This is a genomic window from Duganella sp. CF402, assembly GCF_900109645.1.
In the GTDB taxonomy this organism is placed as follows: domain Bacteria; phylum Pseudomonadota; class Gammaproteobacteria; order Burkholderiales; family Burkholderiaceae_D; genus Rugamonas.
The window spans coordinates 1,213,831-1,229,917 of sequence record NZ_FOBG01000001.1; the positions used below are offsets into that span (position 1 = coordinate 1,213,831).

General features: G+C 62.6%; 18 protein-coding genes. 15 read left to right on the top strand and 3 right to left on the bottom strand.

Features of this window, described 5'->3' with window-relative positions; genetic code table 11:
- The first annotated feature begins 36 nt into the window (after positions 1–36).
- The 10 genes from BMZ70_RS05470 (at position 37) to BMZ70_RS05515 (ending at position 10,712) form a co-directional block, all read left to right on the top strand.
- On the top strand, positions 37–1,467 hold the full coding sequence (locus tag BMZ70_RS05470; RefSeq protein ID WP_092277586.1) for a circularly permuted type 2 ATP-grasp protein: 1,431 nt from the start codon (positions 37–39) through the stop codon (positions 1,465–1,467).
- 2 nt (positions 1,468–1,469) lie between these two features.
- Positions 1,470–2,417, top strand: coding sequence for an alpha-E domain-containing protein (locus BMZ70_RS05475; RefSeq protein WP_092270973.1), 948 nt, complete (start codon positions 1,470–1,472; stop codon positions 2,415–2,417).
- Between the two features lie 16 nt (positions 2,418–2,433).
- Positions 2,434–3,237 (top strand): transglutaminase family protein, encoded by an 804-nt coding sequence (locus BMZ70_RS05480; protein WP_092270976.1) that lies wholly within the window; start codon positions 2,434–2,436, stop codon positions 3,235–3,237.
- A 33-nt stretch (positions 3,238–3,270) separates the two neighbouring features.
- On the top strand, positions 3,271–4,146 hold the full coding sequence (locus tag BMZ70_RS05485) for a proteasome-type protease (RefSeq protein WP_092270979.1): 876 nt from the start codon (positions 3,271–3,273) through the stop codon (positions 4,144–4,146).
- A 58-nt stretch (positions 4,147–4,204) separates the two neighbouring features.
- Complete coding sequence (locus BMZ70_RS05490) at positions 4,205–4,600, top strand: Hpt domain-containing protein (RefSeq protein WP_092270982.1); 396 nt, start codon at positions 4,205–4,207, stop codon at positions 4,598–4,600.
- Between the two features lie 290 nt (positions 4,601–4,890).
- Positions 4,891–5,280: a hypothetical protein gene (locus BMZ70_RS05495; protein ID WP_092270985.1), complete on the top strand. Its 390-nt coding sequence runs from the start codon at positions 4,891–4,893 to the stop codon at positions 5,278–5,280.
- Between the two features lie 9 nt (positions 5,281–5,289).
- The gene (locus BMZ70_RS05500; RefSeq protein ID WP_092270988.1) at positions 5,290–6,198 is read left to right on the top strand and encodes a LysR family transcriptional regulator; all 909 of its coding nucleotides are present in this window, start codon (positions 5,290–5,292) and stop codon (positions 6,196–6,198) included.
- 80 nt (positions 6,199–6,278) lie between these two features.
- The gene (locus tag BMZ70_RS05505; RefSeq protein WP_092270991.1) at positions 6,279–8,225 is read left to right on the top strand and encodes a serine protein kinase; all 1,947 of its coding nucleotides are present in this window, start codon (positions 6,279–6,281) and stop codon (positions 8,223–8,225) included.
- A 1-nt stretch (position 8,226) separates the two neighbouring features.
- The gene (locus BMZ70_RS05510) at positions 8,227–9,348 is read left to right on the top strand and encodes a DUF444 family protein (RefSeq protein WP_092270994.1); all 1,122 of its coding nucleotides are present in this window, start codon (positions 8,227–8,229) and stop codon (positions 9,346–9,348) included.
- Positions 9,345–10,712 (top strand): SpoVR family protein, encoded by a 1,368-nt coding sequence (locus BMZ70_RS05515; RefSeq protein WP_092270997.1) that lies wholly within the window; start codon positions 9,345–9,347, stop codon positions 10,710–10,712. Before BMZ70_RS05510 ends, BMZ70_RS05515 begins: the two co-directional genes overlap by 4 nt.
- A gap of 7 nt (positions 10,713–10,719) precedes the next feature.
- On the opposite strand, the gene BMZ70_RS05520 is transcribed toward BMZ70_RS05515, so the two are convergent.
- On the bottom strand, positions 10,720–11,010 hold the full coding sequence (locus BMZ70_RS05520; RefSeq protein WP_175500758.1) for a cation transporter: 291 nt from the start codon (positions 11,008–11,010) through the stop codon (positions 10,720–10,722).
- Positions 11,011–11,210: 200 nt separating this feature from the next.
- Between BMZ70_RS05520 and BMZ70_RS05525 the strand changes: the two genes are divergently transcribed.
- The 5 genes from BMZ70_RS05525 to BMZ70_RS29095 are packed head-to-tail and all read left to right on the top strand — an operon-like array spanning position 11,211 to position 13,295.
- Positions 11,211–11,525, top strand: a complete 315-nt coding sequence (locus BMZ70_RS05525) for an ArsR/SmtB family transcription factor (protein WP_092270999.1) — start codon at positions 11,211–11,213, stop codon at positions 11,523–11,525.
- Positions 11,526–11,543: 18 nt separating this feature from the next.
- Complete coding sequence (locus BMZ70_RS05530) at positions 11,544–12,035, top strand: arsenate reductase ArsC (protein ID WP_092271002.1); 492 nt, start codon at positions 11,544–11,546, stop codon at positions 12,033–12,035.
- Between the two features lie 51 nt (positions 12,036–12,086).
- Positions 12,087–12,803 carry an arsenical resistance protein ArsH gene (gene arsH / locus BMZ70_RS05535; protein WP_092271005.1) on the top strand — a complete coding sequence of 239 codons (717 nt, stop codon included), beginning with the start codon at positions 12,087–12,089 and terminating at the stop codon, positions 12,801–12,803.
- Positions 12,804–12,843: 40 nt separating this feature from the next.
- On the top strand, positions 12,844–13,110 hold the full coding sequence (locus tag BMZ70_RS27885) for a hypothetical protein (protein WP_130300898.1): 267 nt from the start codon (positions 12,844–12,846) through the stop codon (positions 13,108–13,110).
- Positions 13,111–13,163: 53 nt separating this feature from the next.
- Positions 13,164–13,295 carry a hypothetical protein gene (locus tag BMZ70_RS29095; protein ID WP_255372215.1) on the top strand — a complete coding sequence of 44 codons (132 nt, stop codon included), beginning with the start codon at positions 13,164–13,166 and terminating at the stop codon, positions 13,293–13,295.
- Between the two features lie 53 nt (positions 13,296–13,348).
- On the opposite strand, the gene BMZ70_RS05540 is transcribed toward BMZ70_RS29095, so the two are convergent.
- Together BMZ70_RS05540 and BMZ70_RS05545 are read right to left on the bottom strand one after the other, a co-directional pair.
- Positions 13,349–14,410, bottom strand: coding sequence for an SDR family oxidoreductase (locus BMZ70_RS05540; protein WP_092271007.1), 1,062 nt, complete (start codon positions 14,408–14,410; stop codon positions 13,349–13,351).
- Positions 14,410–15,984 carry a TIGR03013 family XrtA/PEP-CTERM system glycosyltransferase gene (locus tag BMZ70_RS05545; RefSeq protein WP_092271010.1) on the bottom strand — a complete coding sequence of 525 codons (1,575 nt, stop codon included), beginning with the start codon at positions 15,982–15,984 and terminating at the stop codon, positions 14,410–14,412. The genes BMZ70_RS05540 and BMZ70_RS05545 overlap by 1 nt, the downstream gene beginning before the upstream one ends.
- Positions 15,985–16,087 lie beyond the last annotated feature (103 nt).

Genomic DNA, 16,087 nt, shown 5'->3' on the forward strand with positions numbered 1-16,087 from the left:
TAGAAGAGTAAACGTGCTCAACAGGGAATGTTCGATATGGCTAAATTCTTCAATGAAATGACCGCTGATGGCCTGGCGCACAACGCCAGCGCTGAAATACGTGAACACTACCGCGAGTTCTGCGGCTGGCTGCAGCGCCAGTCGGAGGAAACCATCGAACGCAAGCGCGCCGAGGCCGACCTGACTTTCCGCCGCGTCGGCATCACCTTTGCGGTCTATGGCGACGATGCCGGCACCGAACGGCTGATTCCTTTCGATACCATCCCGCGCATCATTCCGGCGCCGGAGTGGCAGCAGTTGCAGACCGGGCTGGTCCAGCGCGTCAAGGCGCTGAACATGTTCATCCACGATATTTACCACGACCAGAACATCATCAAGGCCGGCATTATCCCGGCCGAGCAAATCTACAGGAACGCCCAGTACCGGCCGGAGATGCAAGGCATCAACGTGGTGTCGGACATCTACGCCCACATTGCCGGGGTCGACATCGTGCGCGCCGGCCAGGGCGAGTTCTACGTGCTGGAAGATAATCTGCGGGTGCCGTCCGGCGTGTCCTACATGCTGGAAGACCGCAAGATGATGATGCGGCTGTTCCCCGAACTGTTCGCCCGCAACAAGATCGCGCCGGTCGACCACTACCCGGACATGCTGCTCGATAACCTGCGCTCGGTGGCGCCGATGGGCATCAACGATCCCACCGTGGTGGTCATGACGCCGGGCATGTACAACTCGGCCTATTTCGAGCACGCTTTCCTGGCGCAGCAAATGGGCGTGGAACTGGTCGAGGGCAAGGATTTGTTCGTCAGCGATAACACCGTGTTCATGCGCACCACGCGCGGGCCGAAGCGAGTGGACGTGATCTACCGCCGCCTCGACGACGATTTCCTCGACCCGCTGGCCTTCCGGCCGGATTCCTCGCTCGGCGTGCCGGGCCTGCTGTCGGTCTACCGCGCCGGCCGCGTGACGCTGGCCAACGCTATCGGCACCGGCGTGGCGGACGACAAGTCGATCTACCCATATGTGCCGGACATGATCAAGTTTTATTTGTCGGAGGAGCCGGTGCTGAACAATGTGCCGACTTACCAGTGCCGGAAAAAAGAAGACCTGGCCTACACGCTGGCCAACCTGCCCGAGCTGGTGGTCAAGGAAGTGCACGGCGCCGGCGGCTACGGCATGCTGGTCGGGCCGGCCTCGACCAAGGCGCAGATCGAAGACTTCCGCCAGCGCCTGATCGCCAGGCCGGACGGCTACATCGCCCAGCCCACGCTGGCCCTGTCGGCCTGCCCGACCTACGTCGACAGCGGCATTGCGCCGCGCCACATCGATCTGCGGCCGTTCGTCCTGTCCGGCAAGACCATCTCGATGGTGCCGGGCGGCCTGACCCGCGTGGCGCTGCAGGAAGGCTCGCTGGTGGTGAATTCGTCGCAAGGCGGCGGCACCAAAGACACCTGGATATTGGAGAAATAATCATGTTGAGCCGCACCGCCGACCACCTGTTCTGGATGGCCCGCTACACCGAGCGCGCCGAAAACACCGCCCGCATGCTGGACGTGAACGTGCAAACCTCGATGTTGCCGCAGTCCGAGCAAGAGAACGCCCAAGGGTGGCGCGCCCTGCTCGGCATCTCCGAGCTGCAATATGCGTTCAACCAGAAATACAGCTCGCTCGAAGGCCGTGAAGTCATCGATTTCATGGTGCGCGATCCCGGCAACTCGTCCTCGATTGTGGCCTGCCTGACGGCCGCCCGCGAGAACGCCCGCGCCGTGCGCGGCACCCTGACCACGGAAGTGTGGGAAATCCAGAACCAGACCTGGCTGGATATGCAGCGCCGCCTGAAGTCCGACTTGCTGGAAACCGATCCCAGCAAGTTCTTCGAATGGGTCAAGTACCGCTCCCACCTGTCGCGCGGCGTCACGCTGGGCACCATGCTGCGCGACGAGGCGGTGCATTTCATCCGCCTCGGCACCTTCCTTGAGCGGGCCGACAACACGGCGCGTATCCTGGACGTCAAATACCACGGCGGCGCCAAGGAAACCGGGGAGAACATGACCCAGCGCGACTTCTACTACTGGGGCGCGATGCTGCGCTCGGTATCGGGCTTCGAGATCTACCGCAAGGTCTACCGCGACGTCATCACCCCGGCCCGCATCGCCGAGTTGTTGATGCTGCGCGGCGACATGCCGCGATCTTTGCTGGCATGCATGGATGAAGTGGTTCAGAATCTGCACGAAGTGCGCAACGACGTCTCCGCCGATACCGAACGCTTCGCCGGCCGCCTGCGTGCAGAACTCCAGTTCGGCAAGATCGAGGATATTCTGGCGGAAGGCCTGCATGACACCCTGACCCGCTTCCTGGCCGATATCTACGAACTGGGTAACCGCGTCAGCCGCGATTTCCTCGTGCCGCTGGCGGCCTGAGCACAAAGGCGACGCTATGCATCTGACGATACGGCACGAAACCCGCTACACCTACACCCTGCCGCTGGCCTACACCATCCAGCAGCTGCACCTGACGCCGCGTGTGGAGCCGCAGCAGCATGTGCTGTCGTGGCAGCTGTCCACGCCCGGCCACGTGCACGCCTACACCGACGCCTACGGCAACCAGTCGCACATGATGACGATGGACGTGCCGCACCAGGCGCTGTCCATCGTGGCCTACGGCGCGGTCGAGACCACGGCGCCGGACCGCGGCCGGGTGCAGAACGGCGATACCCTGTCGCCGCTGATCTTCACCGTGCCGACCCGCCTGACCGGCGCCACGCCCGGCATCCTTGAACTGGCGGCGTCCTGCCTGCCGGACGGCCAGGCCACCACGCGCGACCTGATGTGCCTTGCCGAGCACATTTTTGGTGCGGTCCGGTATCAAAGCGGTGCGACCGCAGTCGACACCACGGCCAGCGCCGCGCTGGCGCTGGGCGAAGGCGTGTGCCAGGACCACGCTCACCTGTTCCTGGCCTGCTGCCATGCGCACGGGATCCCGGCGCGCTACGTGTCCGGCTACATCGATCCGGAAAACAGCGACCATGCGGCCAGCCACGCCTGGGTCGATGCCTGGGTCGAGGACAAGGATTACAGCGGCTGGGTCAGCATCGACGTCACCCATGCGCGCCTGATGACCGACGCCTACTGCCGCATCGCCATCGGCCGCGATTACGACAGCGCGGCGCCGGTGCGCGGCGTGCGGCGCGGCGGCGGCATCGAATCGCTGAGCGTCGACGTACAGATCGTGCCGCAGTAAAATGAAGCCACTTTTAATGATTACTGAGCAACGATGACCTATTGTGTGGGCATGCGCCTGAATGCCGGGCTGGTGTTTTTATCCGATTCGCGGACCAACGCGGGCGTGGACCAGGTCGGCACGTTCCGCAAGCTGAGCGTGTTTGAAATCCCTGGCGACCGCATGATGGTCATGATGACCGCAGGCAACTTATCGATTTCCCAATCGATCCGGCAGCTGGTGTCGGAGCTGAAAACCGAGGACGGCCACAGCATCTGGAATGCGCCCAATATGTACGAAGCGGCGCGCATTCTCGGCCAGGCGGTGCGCCAGGTGCATGAGCGCGATGCGGCGTCGCTGTCCTCGTTCGGGATCGAATTCAACGTCAGCATCATCTTTGGCGGCCAGATCAAGGGCGAGCGCTGCCGGCTGTTCCAGATTTACTCGGCCGGTAATTTCATCGAATCGCACGACGAAAACACCTATTTCCAGATCGGCGAAGCCAAGTACGGCAAGCCCATCATCGACCGCGTGGTGACCCCGGCCACCTCGCTTGACGACGCCGCCAAGTGCGCGCTGATCTCGATGGATTCGACCTTGCGCTCCAACGTCTCGGTCGGCCTGCCGCTGGACTTGCTGGTGTACGAGGCCGGCAAGCTGGAAGTCACCCACTTCGTCACCATCGACGAGCGCAATGAATACTTCCAGATGATCCGCAGCACCTGGGGCCACCAGCTGAAGAGCGTATTCGAAGGCCTGGACGCTCCGGTGTGGAACGCAGCGCCTGAAGTCGCCGGCAACGTGTTGCATTCCGCCAACGCCGGGGCCAGGCCGGTACGTGTAGCGCCACCGGCCAATGTCGCGGTACCGGCGGTATCTCGTTCGCCATTGCAGACCCTGTCGCAACAGTTTTACGACGGGCAACAGTAATCGGCTGGCGCCGACGGCGCATATGATAGGATAAAGTCAATCTATCCCGGAGTAGCGCATGACAGAAGTAAGCCCATCCCCCGCAGAAGAGACCATTTTTTCGGTCGATACCCTGATCAAATACATGGGCAACGACGATAAGGCGCTGGCCGTCGTCGCCAAGATCGTGCGCGACGCCTGCGCCCCGCGCATGGCGCCGTTTGAACTGGCCGGCGCCGCCCTGCGCGAACAGCGCCTGACCGAAGCGGGCAAGATCTTCCACAGCCTGCGCGGATCGATCGGCACGCTGGGCGCCAAGCGCCTGGTGTCCGCCTCCCTCAAGCTGGAAAAAGCCATCGCCGAGCAAAGCCAGGAGGCCATCCCGGCACTGTTCGCCGCGCTTGAGTCCGAGTATCAACTGGTCTTGCGCGACGCCGAGGCCTGGCTGCAGCGCAACGCGCCGCAAGCCGGCTGAGTCCTCCCCCCATCATTCACGATTTGTGAAGTCCGGCCTTTGCTGCGTCGCACAGCAGGGCCGCGCGCAACCATGCCGTTTTAGTCATTAACGAATGGTTACAAATGTTACCCTGATGAGGAAACTCTGAACGGGAAGCGCAAAATCTTCATGTTAATATCGCTTCCACTGAAGTTTGGCTCGCACCTTCTTGCGTATTCGACAATTTGCCCGAACGCAAGTATAATGGTGCAATGCGTCGAAAGTCCGTTTGGACGGGCTGGCACTGCTCTCACCTGGGGTTTTAATTTATGGAATTATTCAACAAGTCTGGTGTATTGGTATCGTCGGTGCTGGTACTGGTCGGCGCCCTGATTGCCTGCCAGGCTCAAGAAGATGCGATTCCATCCCCGACTGTGATTGAAGCCGCCGCCATGCAAATCGGCCCTACCGGCCAGCCTGCCGCCGAACGCCGCCTGCAGGAGTGGGCCGCGCAAGGTTCGCCGGTCGCCCAGCGCGAACTGGCGCTGCGCTACCTGTCCAATCCAGCCAAGCGCCGCGAAGCGATGGAATTGTTTGAACGCGCTGCCAGTGCCGGCGACGCCCAGGCCGCAGTCGGACTGGTAGGTATGGCCCACGATAGCAGCGCCGCCCACCGCGTTATCAAGGAAGCTGCCACCGCCAACTACGTGGCGCATTAAGCGCACGACATGGATCGCCTGCGCGCACTGGAAGTGTTCGTGGAAGTGGTGAAGCGCGATAGCTTCGCCCGCGCGGCCGAAGCGCTCGATACCTCCCCTGCCAATGTCACCCGCTATATCAGCGATCTCGAAGCCCACCTGCAAACCCGGCTGCTGAACCGCAGCTCGCGCAAGATGTCGCTGACGTCGAGCGGCGAAGCGCTGTTCGAGCGCGCCAAATCCATACTCGACGACGTGGCCGAGGCCGAAGCCATCGTGTCCTCCGCGACCATGCAGCCGCACGGCGTGCTGCGCATCAACGCCCCGCTCAGCTTTGGTGTGCTGCACCTGGCGCCGCTGTGGGCCAAGTTCATGCGCGAATATCCCGAGGTGCAGCTGGACGTGGCGCTGATCGACCGCGTGGTCGACATTGTCGAGGAAGGCTACGACATGGCGGTGCGCATTTCGCGCACGGGTTCCGCCTCGAATGTGGCGCGCAAGCTGGCCACTTCGCGCAACGTGCTGTGTGCTTCCCCTGAGTACATCCAGCAGCGCGGCATGCCGCAGACGCCCGCCGATTTACTGCAGCATGCCTGCATCGGCTACAGCTACGCCGCCAGCGCCGACGAGTGGCAGATGCTGGACGCCAGCGGCGCCTCGCATGCGGTCAAGGTGCAGTGCGTGATGCACACCAATAATGGCGATACCGCCCGCGCGGCCGCGCTCGGCGGGATGGGCGTGATCTGGCAGCCGACTTTCCTGGTCGGCGAGGATTTGCGCGCCGGGCGCCTGCAACGGGTGCTGCCCGACTACCATATGGCCGACATGGATGTGCTGGCCGTCTACCCGAGCCGCCGCCACCTGAGCGCCAAGGTCCGGGTCATGATCGACTTCCTGGTGCGCGAGCTGGCCGGCACGCCGTGGGACCACATCGCATAAAGTTCCCCTGTTTCTATTGAGGCAGATCATTCGAAGCTGCCGCGCTAGCGCCGATACTCCTATCTTTCGGAGGGCAGGTAATGAGCGCAAGCACGCAGCAAACCGGGTCTCAGGAGCAATTTCGTGAGCAGTTGACCGCCTTCACGCGGCAGCATCGCGCCGGCCACTGGCGTGGCAGTTTTGCCGAGTTCATGGATCAGGTGCTGCCGGCGGCGCCGGCGCAGCTGGCGCGCAGCTCGCACCAGTACATCTGGGACATGCTGCGCTGGAGCGGCAAGGAAGGCGACAACGGCAAGCTGCATTGCAGCCTGTTTGCCGATGAACTGTTCGGCATTGACGACGCCCTCACCCGCGTGGCCGGTTATTTCAAGGCAGCCGCCGCCGGCAGCGAGGTGGGCCGCCGGCTGCTGTTGCTGCTGGGGCCGCCATCGGGCGGCAAGTCGACGCTGGTGATCCGCCTCAAGCGCGGGCTGGAGGAATACAGTTACACCGAGGCTGGCGCGCTGTACGGCATTGCCGGCTGTCCGGTGCGCGAATCGCCGCTGCACCTGGTGCCGCACACCTTGCGCCACAGCTTCCGCGAAAGCTACGGCGTCGACGCCACCGGTGAGCTCTGTCCGTACTGCCGGGCGCGGCTGGAGCATGAACTGGGTGGCGATTTCCTGCGCATGCCGGTTGAGCGCATCTTCATTTCCGAGGCCGGGCGCAGCGCCATCGGCACCTACGCACCGCATGATCCGAATACCGCCGATATCGCCGACCTGGTCGGCTCGGTGGACTTGTCGCGGGTGGCGGAATTCGGCGACGAGGGCGATCCGCGCGCATGGTCGTGGTCCGGCACGGTGTATGCGGCCAGCCGGGGCGTGCTGGAGATGATCGAGATCCTCAAGGTGAAGCGCGAATTCCTGTACCTGCTGCTGACACTGACGCAAGAGAAAAACGTCAAGGTGGCGCGCTTCCCGCTGATCTATCTCGACGAGACCATCCTGGCCCACACCAACCTCGCCGAATTCCGCAAGTTCCTGCAGGAGAGCGAAAACGAAGGCCTGCTGGACCGCATGGTCATCGTGCAGGTGCCGTACACGCTCAACTACAAGGCAGAGGCGCGCATCTACCGCAAGCTGATCCTGTCGGCGCCGGCCTTCCGCGATGTCCATCTGGATCCGCACGTGCTGCATGCGGCGGCCGTGTTTGCCGTGCTGAGCCGCCTGCATGAGGGCGAGGACCGCGAGGCCGATCTGGCCAAGCGGGTGCGCATCCACGGCGGCGAGGACGTGGATGGGGTTCATCACGCGGAGGCGCTGCGCGTGCGTAACAAGGAAAAGTCGCCCGACGAGGGCTTGTCCGGCGTGTCGCCGCGCTTTGTGATCAATGGCCTGTCGCAGGCCATCATCCAGTCTGCGCGCAACAGCATCAGCACGATGGATTTGCTGCTGGCGCTGAAAGACGCGATTGAAAGCGATGCGCGAATTGATTCCTCGCGCAAGCGGCGCTGGGTCGATTATCTGGTCCTCACGCGCAAGGAGTTTTACAACCGCTGGGTCAAGGAGGATGTGCACAAGGCGCTGTTCGTCTCGTTCGAACAGGAAGTGGCCGACCTGCTCGATAAATACCTCGACGAAGTCGAAGCCATGCTCGACAACCGGCAGGTGCGCGATCCCATCACCAACGAGGAACGCCGACCGGACGAGCGTTTCCTGCGCGCGGTCGAGGAAAAGATCCATATTTCCGACTCGGGCAAGCAATCGTTCCGGCAAGAGGTGGTGCGCAAGGCCATGAGCGCCTACAAGCGCGGCGAGCGTTTCGGCCTCGGCAGCCACGCCCAGCTGCGCGACGCCTTGCAGCAGTACCTGTTCGAGCAGCGGCGCGACGTGCTGCGCTTGGTCAGCTCGTCCAAGCGCCCCGACGACGAGGTGCGCGCCAAGATTTCCACCGTCGAGCAGCGGCTGGTGGACGATTACGGCTACGACAGCCACTGTGCGCGCGAAGCGCTGAATTACGTCACCACGCTGCTGGCACAGGAGTGATATGCGCACCGATTGGTACGACTTGTTTTCCCGCGGCTCGCGCGACTGGCTGCGCCACAACGACAAGGTGCGCGAGGCGGTGCGACAGCATCTGCCCGAGGCGCTGTCCGCGCCGGACCTGATGACCGGCCCCGGCCAGCGCGGCATCCGGGTGCCGCTCAAGCTGCTCGAGCATGCGCGCTTCCGCCTGTCCGGCGACCACAGCCGCACCGGCGCGGGACAGGGGCCGGCCCAGCCCGGCGACCTGCTGCGCTCGCCGTGGTTTGACGACGATGACAACGGCGCGGGCAGCGATGGCGGCGAAATGACGCTACTGATGGAGTTCTCGGTCGATGAGGTGATGGATTGGCTGTGGGAAGAACTCAAGCTGCCGCAGCTGGAACCGCGCGGCAAGGCCGTGCTCGACCAGAGTGACGTGGTGCGCGCGGGCTGGGACAAACATGGCGCGCGCTCGCGGCTGGATCGGCGCCGCACCGTCAAGGAGGCAGTCAAGCGGCGCGCAGTACAAGCCAATCCACCGCCGTTTTCCAATGACGACCTGCGCTTCCGCCAACTGGTGCCGCATCCCAAGCCAAGCAGCAACGCGGTGCTGATCTTCATGCTGGACGTATCGAGCAGCATGTCGTCGGCGGAACGGCAACTGGCCAAGACCTTCTTCTTCCTGGCCTTGCATGGCTTGCGCCGCCAGTACCGCAACATCGACACGCGCTTCATCGCCCATGCCGCGCGCGCCTGGGAATTCAACGAGGGCAATTTCTTCGAAGCCAGCGGACTCGGCGGCACGCTGGCCTCGACCGGCTTCCAGCTGGCGCTGGAACTGCTGCGGCAACACTACGATCCTTCGCAGTGGAACAGCTACCTGTTCTACGCTTCGGACGGCGACAACTTCGCGGAAGACAGCATGGCGGCCAACACGGCGCTCGGCGCGCTGGCCGGGCATCTGAACTACCTGGCCTACGTGGAAACCCTGCCCGGCATGCCTTGCCTGCAGGACACCGAGATGAGCCGCCTGTGGAAAGAGCGCGAGCGCCAAGGCCTGCCCATGTCGAGCGCCCTGCTCACCGATGGCGACGACGTGTTCACCGCCCTCCGCCAGTTCCTGACCCGGCAGGCCGCATCATGACGCTGGAGGATTACAGCACCCGGCTGCAAGCCCTGGCCGCCTCGCTCGGCCTGGAATACTACCCGGTCGATTTTGAACTGGTGCCGCAGAACTTCATGCTGGAAATCGCGGTCTACGGCATGCCGGTGCGCATGCATCATTGGTCGTTCGGCCTGCGCTACATCCACCAGCTGCTGCACCAGAACATGGGCCATTCGCGCGTCTTCGAAGTGATGTTCCCCGGCTGCCCTTGCCGCGCCTACATGATGGACACCAACTCGCTGGCCGAAAACACGCTGGTGACGGCGCACGTGATCGGCCATGCCGACTTCGTCAAGCGCAACGCCTTGTTTGTCCGATCCATGAGCATGGCCGGCGGCCGTATCCTCGAACAGAGTGCTGCCCGCGCCCACACGCTGGAAGACGCGCGGCTGCGCCACGGCCAGCGCGCAGTCGAAGCGGTGCTGGACGCGGCGCTGGCGCTGGAACCGCACATCGATATCCAGCAGCCGCTGTACCGCCCGCCCTACCCCGAGCCGGCCGACGTGGCGCGCCCGCCGCCGGACGGCTTCCATCGGCGCTACCAAACGCTGCCCGGCGAAACGCCGCCCGTGCCTGTCAAGCCGGCGCGCCGCCAACTGCCGCCGCATCCCGAGCAGGACCTGCTGTGGTTCATCGCCCACCACGCCCCCGAACTGCAAGACTGGGAACGCGATATCTTCCTGGCCGTGCGCGAGGAAGCGTTTTATTTCTATCCGGTCCACGCCTGCCAGATCATGAACGAAGGCTGGGCCTCCTACTGGCATGCGCGCCTGCTGCGCGAGGCCGATTTCCTGCCGCAGGAGCTGTACCTGCAAGCGCTGCGCACGCACTCCGACGTGGTGCGCCCCTACGGCAATGAGCAGGACGTGGCGCTGTCCATCAATCCCTACCACCTTGGCTTCGCGATCTGGGAAGACATTATCGAGCGCGACGGCATCGAGACGGCGCGCCGCATCTGCGCCGAGGAAGACGACTTCGGCTTCATCCGCAATCACCTGAACGCCAGGCTGGTGGACAAGCTAAACCTGTTCAGCTATCAGGAGCGCACCGATGGCGAAACCCGCGTGCTCAGCCGCGATATCCACGATGTGCATGAAGCCATCCTCGGCCCCAAGTACAACTACGGCGCGCCCTGCATTGCCGTCGAGCGCATGGACGACGACCACAGCCTGGTGCTACGCCACGATCACAGCCGCGACGGCCGTGGCCTGGACCTGGCGCTGGCCGGCCAGGTGCTGCAATACGTGGCGCAAGTCTGGCGCCGGCCGGTGACGCTGCACACGGCCGATTTTCGCGGCGTAGCGCGCACCATTCAGAGCGACGGACGGCAGAAATCCGCGTAGTGACGCTTTACGTATATTGTCTCTCCAGCGAGCGTAGCTCTTGTCGGGCACGGTTGATAATTTCACGTGCCGATATCAGGCCGAGAACGGCCATGATTGAAGCGACGGCAATATCCGGCCACGCGGCGCCGGTACCGAATACGCCCAGCGCGGCCGCCAGAACGGCGAGATTGCCCAGCATGTCGTTGCGCGTGCAAAGCCACACTGAACGCATGTTGGCATCACCCTCACGAAAGGCATAGAGAAGCCAGGCTACCAGAGCGTTGGCGGCAAATGCCAATACGCCGATCACCCCCATCGTTTCTGCTGCTGGAGTATCCCCACCTAGTCCGGTCCAGAGTGCTCGTGCCAGCACAACCGTGCTGGTAAAAGAATGCGAAATACTTCGCGATCTGGGAAGGACGGTTGGCGCGCCAGTCAAATAATTCGATAATATTTGAATTGTCGTATAAAATTAGGTATCATAGTTCAATAGTTATTGAAGTATGAAAGTAAATCATGGAAACCAAAGACGTTCTCACAGCCCTGGCAGCGATCGCCCAAGAGAGCCGGTTAGCGGTATTTCGCCTGCTGGTTCAAGTTGGGCCCGACGGCATGGCAGCAAGCAAGATCGCTGAACAGCTCGATATTGCGCCGTCGTCGTTGTCATTCCACCTGAAGGAATTGACTCACGCTAAGCTCATTTCATCACGCAGCGAGGGCCGCTTCGTTATTTACTCGGCCGATGTCGCCGTCATGAACGGAGTCATTGCTTACCTGACCGAAAACTGCTGCGGCGGCATCCCATGTGGCCCTGTGGGCTGTGGCACCTAACTGAATTGGGGAATTCAAATGCTGGATAAAGTCTATAACGTGCTGTTCCTTTGCACCGGCAACTCCTGCCGCTCTGTTCTTTCCGAAGCCACTTTCAACCATCTCGCACCAGCTGGCTTAAAGGCCATCAGCGCGGGCAGCCAGCCGGCAGGCCTGCTCCATCCGCGCGCGGTGTCTTTGCTGGCCAGCAAAGGCATCTCGACCGAGGGCTACTACAGCAAATCGTGGGACAACCTGCCGGTGACGCCTGATATCGTCGTCACTGTTTGCAGCAGCGCCGCAGGAGAAACGTGCCCTGCCTACCTTGGGCCAGTATTGCGCACCCACTGGGGCCTGGATGATCCCGGCCACGTAGTGGGGACCGAGGAAGAAATCACGGTAGCCTTTGAGAAGACGTACAGCATTATCCTGGCCCGGATCGAGGCCTTCCTGGCGTTGCCTCTGGCTGAGCTGAACGACAAGGCGAAGCTGAAGGCCGAACTGGACAAGATCGGCGTCATTGCGGCATAACACACGCTGGCCGCACTTGCCGTGCAGCTGGCCTAAGGTAAAGCGTCAAACATGGATAAGATCGACAATCTTCCGAACATTAATCCGTCGCAGCTTGATTTGCCGAGCGCTGAGAAACTTGGCCAGGTCGGCGACATGAACCATCCGCCACGCATCCTCATGCTGTATGGCTCGCTGCGTGAGCGTTCGTTCAGCCGCTACCTCACCGAAGAAGCCGCCCGCATCCTGGAGCATTTCGGCGCCGAGGTGAAAATCTTCAACCCGATGGAATTGCCGATGGTGGGCAGTGTCCCGGAGGATCATCCGAAAGTGGCGGAGCTGCGCGAGCTATGTCTGTGGTCCGAAGGACAGGTTTGGTGCAGCCCTGAACGGCATGGCGCCATTACGGCGGTAATGAAAAACCAGATCGACTGGATACCGTTGGAGATGGGGGCGATTCGTCCAAGCCAGGGGCGCACACTGGCGGTGATGCAGGTGTGCGGCGGCTCGCAGTCATTCAACGTCGTGAACACGCTGCGCCTGCTTGGCCGCTGGATGCGCATGTTCACCATTCCCAATCAGTCCTCCGTCCCAATGGCCTATAAGGAATTCGATGAGCACGGCCGCATGCGGCAATCCGGTTATTACGAGCGTGTGGTCGATGTCATGGAGGAACTGTTCAAGATGACGCTGCTGCTGCGTGGCCGGACCGATTACCTCACTGACCGCTACAGCGAGCGCAATGAACGATCGATGAAGGCTATCAACCAGGCAATCCTTAAAATCTGAGCTGTCGGCCTGTCAATCGGTTAATCAGCTAGAATACGACATGCGCAAAATTCGAATACTCCTGCTGGCATGGCTACTTGTTCTGGGAGCGACCGCTTCGGCGGTGGCTTCAGTCCATACCTGCTGCCCGTTGAAGGACTGTTCGATCGCTCAATGTGTTGAAATGGGCTGCGCGCCGGTCATGCCCAATGTGGCTTTCGGAAATACGTTTGTGCTGCCGGTGACACCACCAGATAGAAACTACGCCGCCTACGTGCCTGTGGTTCCGCCTGATAGATATGTTGAAGTTTGGACGCCGCCCGACTGACGAGCAGGCAAAGGCAAGACCAAACTTCTCAATCTACTCAAAAGGAAACCACCATGAAATCCAAGGTCACTAAATTTGTTGTCGCCGTCGGCTTGCTCACCAGCTCGGCATGGGCTCTCGCCGCTAGCGCGGGCTGCTGCGGCGACGTTATCTGCTGCATCAAGATGCTGGCTTGCTGCCTGTAATCAGATAGCGATTCAGATGTAAAATGGCCCGCTTCGTCATGAAGCGGACCATTTCAGTCTGCAAGATGCTGTTCATACCAGCGTAAAGCCTGCCGGAGTCCTCGCCGCAAATCGTGCGTTGGCGCATAGCCGAGCAATTGCGCCGCCTTGGCGATATCTGCCTGCGAATGACGCACATCGCCGACGCGGAACGGCGCATAGGTTGGCCGGCTGTCCAGCAAGTGCGGATGACGCTCGGATAGCAGTTCCAGCAACAGCAGATACAGCTCGTTGAGGCTGGTACGCGCGTTCAAGGCCACGTTGTAGACTTGGTTGACGGCGGCTGGCCTGGCGGTCAGCGCCGCCAGCAAGTTGGCCTGCACCGCGTTGGCGACGTAGCAGAAGTCGCGGCTGCTTTCACCGTCGCCGTTGATGACGACCGGCCGGCCCCGGATCATGGCCGCCACCCATTGCGGAATGACTGCGGCATAGGCGCCGTTCGGGTCCTGACGCGGCCCGAACACATTGAAATAGCGCAGGCCGATGGTTTCGAGCCCGTAGCAGCGCGCGTACACGCCGGCGTACAGCTCGTTCACATGCTTGCTCAGCGCGTACGGCGACAAGGCTTGTCCGATGTGCTGCTCCTGCTTGGGCAAGGCCGGATGGTCGCCGTAGCTGGCGCTGGACGCGGCGTACACCACGCGCCGCACGCCGTTCAGGCGCGCCGCTTCGAGCAGGTTCAGGTGGCCGCCGACGTTGATGTCGTTGCACAGCAGCGGCTCGGCCAGCGAGCGTCCGACCGAGCCCAGCGCGGCCTGGTGCAGCACGTAGTCGGCGCGGTCGCAGGCGGTGCGGCACACCGGCAGGTCGCGGATATCGCCTTCGATCAGCGTGAAACGGCGCCAGGCCTGCTCGCCGACCAGTACCCGCACCTGTTCCAGGTTGTCGCGGCGGCCGGTGAGGAAGTTATCAACCCCGACCACGGTTTGCCCCAGTTCCAGCAGCGTTTGCAGTAAGTGCGAGCCGATAAAGCCGGCCGCGCCGGTCACCACCCAGCGGTACTGTTCGTATTCAAGCTGCTCGCGCGCCAGCTGGTAGCTGCTGGTGGCTGGCGTGCCGTTCTCGTAGTCGCTCATCACAGCCTCCAGACGTTGAGGCCGCTGCCACGCAAGGCGTCGGCGTCGAATTGGGATTTGAGGTCGATGAAGCAGCCGTTGACGGCGATCTTGTCCAGCATTTGCCGCAGCGGACGGGCCGCCAGCTCGCGGTGCGCGACCGCGCTGATCAGCGCCTCCGCGCAAGGCAAGTCTTCCCACGCTTCCAGCCGCACGCCGTATTCGTGCAGGGCTTCGTCGGCGTCCGCCACCGGGTCGTGCACGTGGACTTGCAGGCCATACGATTGCAGCTCTCGGATCAGGTCGGCAACCTTGGAGTTGCGCAGGTCCGGGCAGTTTTCCTTGAAGGTCAGGCCCAGCACATTTTGCAGCGCATCCTCGACCGACGCGCCGTAGCGATAGCGCACCTGCGCCAGCCCGGTGATGCCCGGCTTGATCCCGTGCCGCACATTGTAGTAAGCAATCTGCTCGCACAACTGCTCGACAAAATACGCGCGCTCCGGACGCGGGCCGACAAAACTCATCTCTCCCTTGAAGACATTGAGCATCTGCGGCAGCTCGTCGATGCGCAGCTTGCGGATCCAGTGTCCCACCCTGGTCACGCGCGGATCCGCTTCCGCCGCCCACTGAGGGCGTCCGTCGCCCTCCGCATCCTGCCGCATGCTGCGAAACTTCAGCACCTGAAAGATGCGGTTGTCGCGCCCCACCCGCTCCTGCCGGTAGAACACCGGTCCACCATCCTCAAAACGGATCGCCAGCGCCGTCGCCAGCATCACCGGCAACGCCAGCACACCGATGGCGGCGCTGGCCAGCAAATCGAACAAGCGCTTGACCGCCGCGCGCATCAGGCTTTGGTCAAAGCCGCCGCCGAAAATCAGGTAACTGGGTTGTAGCGAATCGACCCGGATCTGGCACGCCTCGCGCTCGAAGAAGGTGGCGGCGTCGGTCACCGGCACGCCGCCCAGCGCACACTCCAGCAGCTGACGCACCGGGAAAGCGCCGTTGCGGCGGTCGCCCACCGTCACCACGATTTCATCGGCGGCATAGCGCCGCGCCAGCGTCAACAGCGGCAGGTCGGACGGCAGCAGCATGGCCGGCGGCACCGCCCGCAGCTCGCCGGTCACCGGCACAAAGCCGACCACCCGGAATGGATGGAAGCTGATGCTGCGTGCCGCCAGCTCCAGGCATTCGCGCGCCATCGCGCCATCGCCGACGATGATCAGGCGCTGCTCCAGCATGCTCGACTGGGCCGAGGTGAACACCACCATGCGCGCCACCAGCACCGCGCCGCCGCCCAGCAAAAACACCATGCTGCCCAGCCGCAGCACCGGCAGCAGCCCGGCCAGCAGCTGCATCAGGAAAAATCCCAGCACGAACGACGGCATGATGCGCAGCAGTGTACTTTTGATATCTTCGCGCGACTGGTCGTGCTGATACATGCCGAGCGTGCCCATGCTCAGGACCATGACCAGCGCAAATGCCAGCGCCGGCCCCAGTGGCGCACTGGCGACGGCGGCCGCCAGCAGGATAGCCAGTTCCAGCAACAGCAGCATGAATGCCATTCTGGATACATAATGATGAAAGATCCGGATCACGATACGCTCCCTCAGTCGAGCTTTCATGATGAGGAAGGCCGTACCGAACCGTCTTGAGGCCCCGCAATCCGCAACGTCAAAAGGGCTATTTGTGACGCAAGTA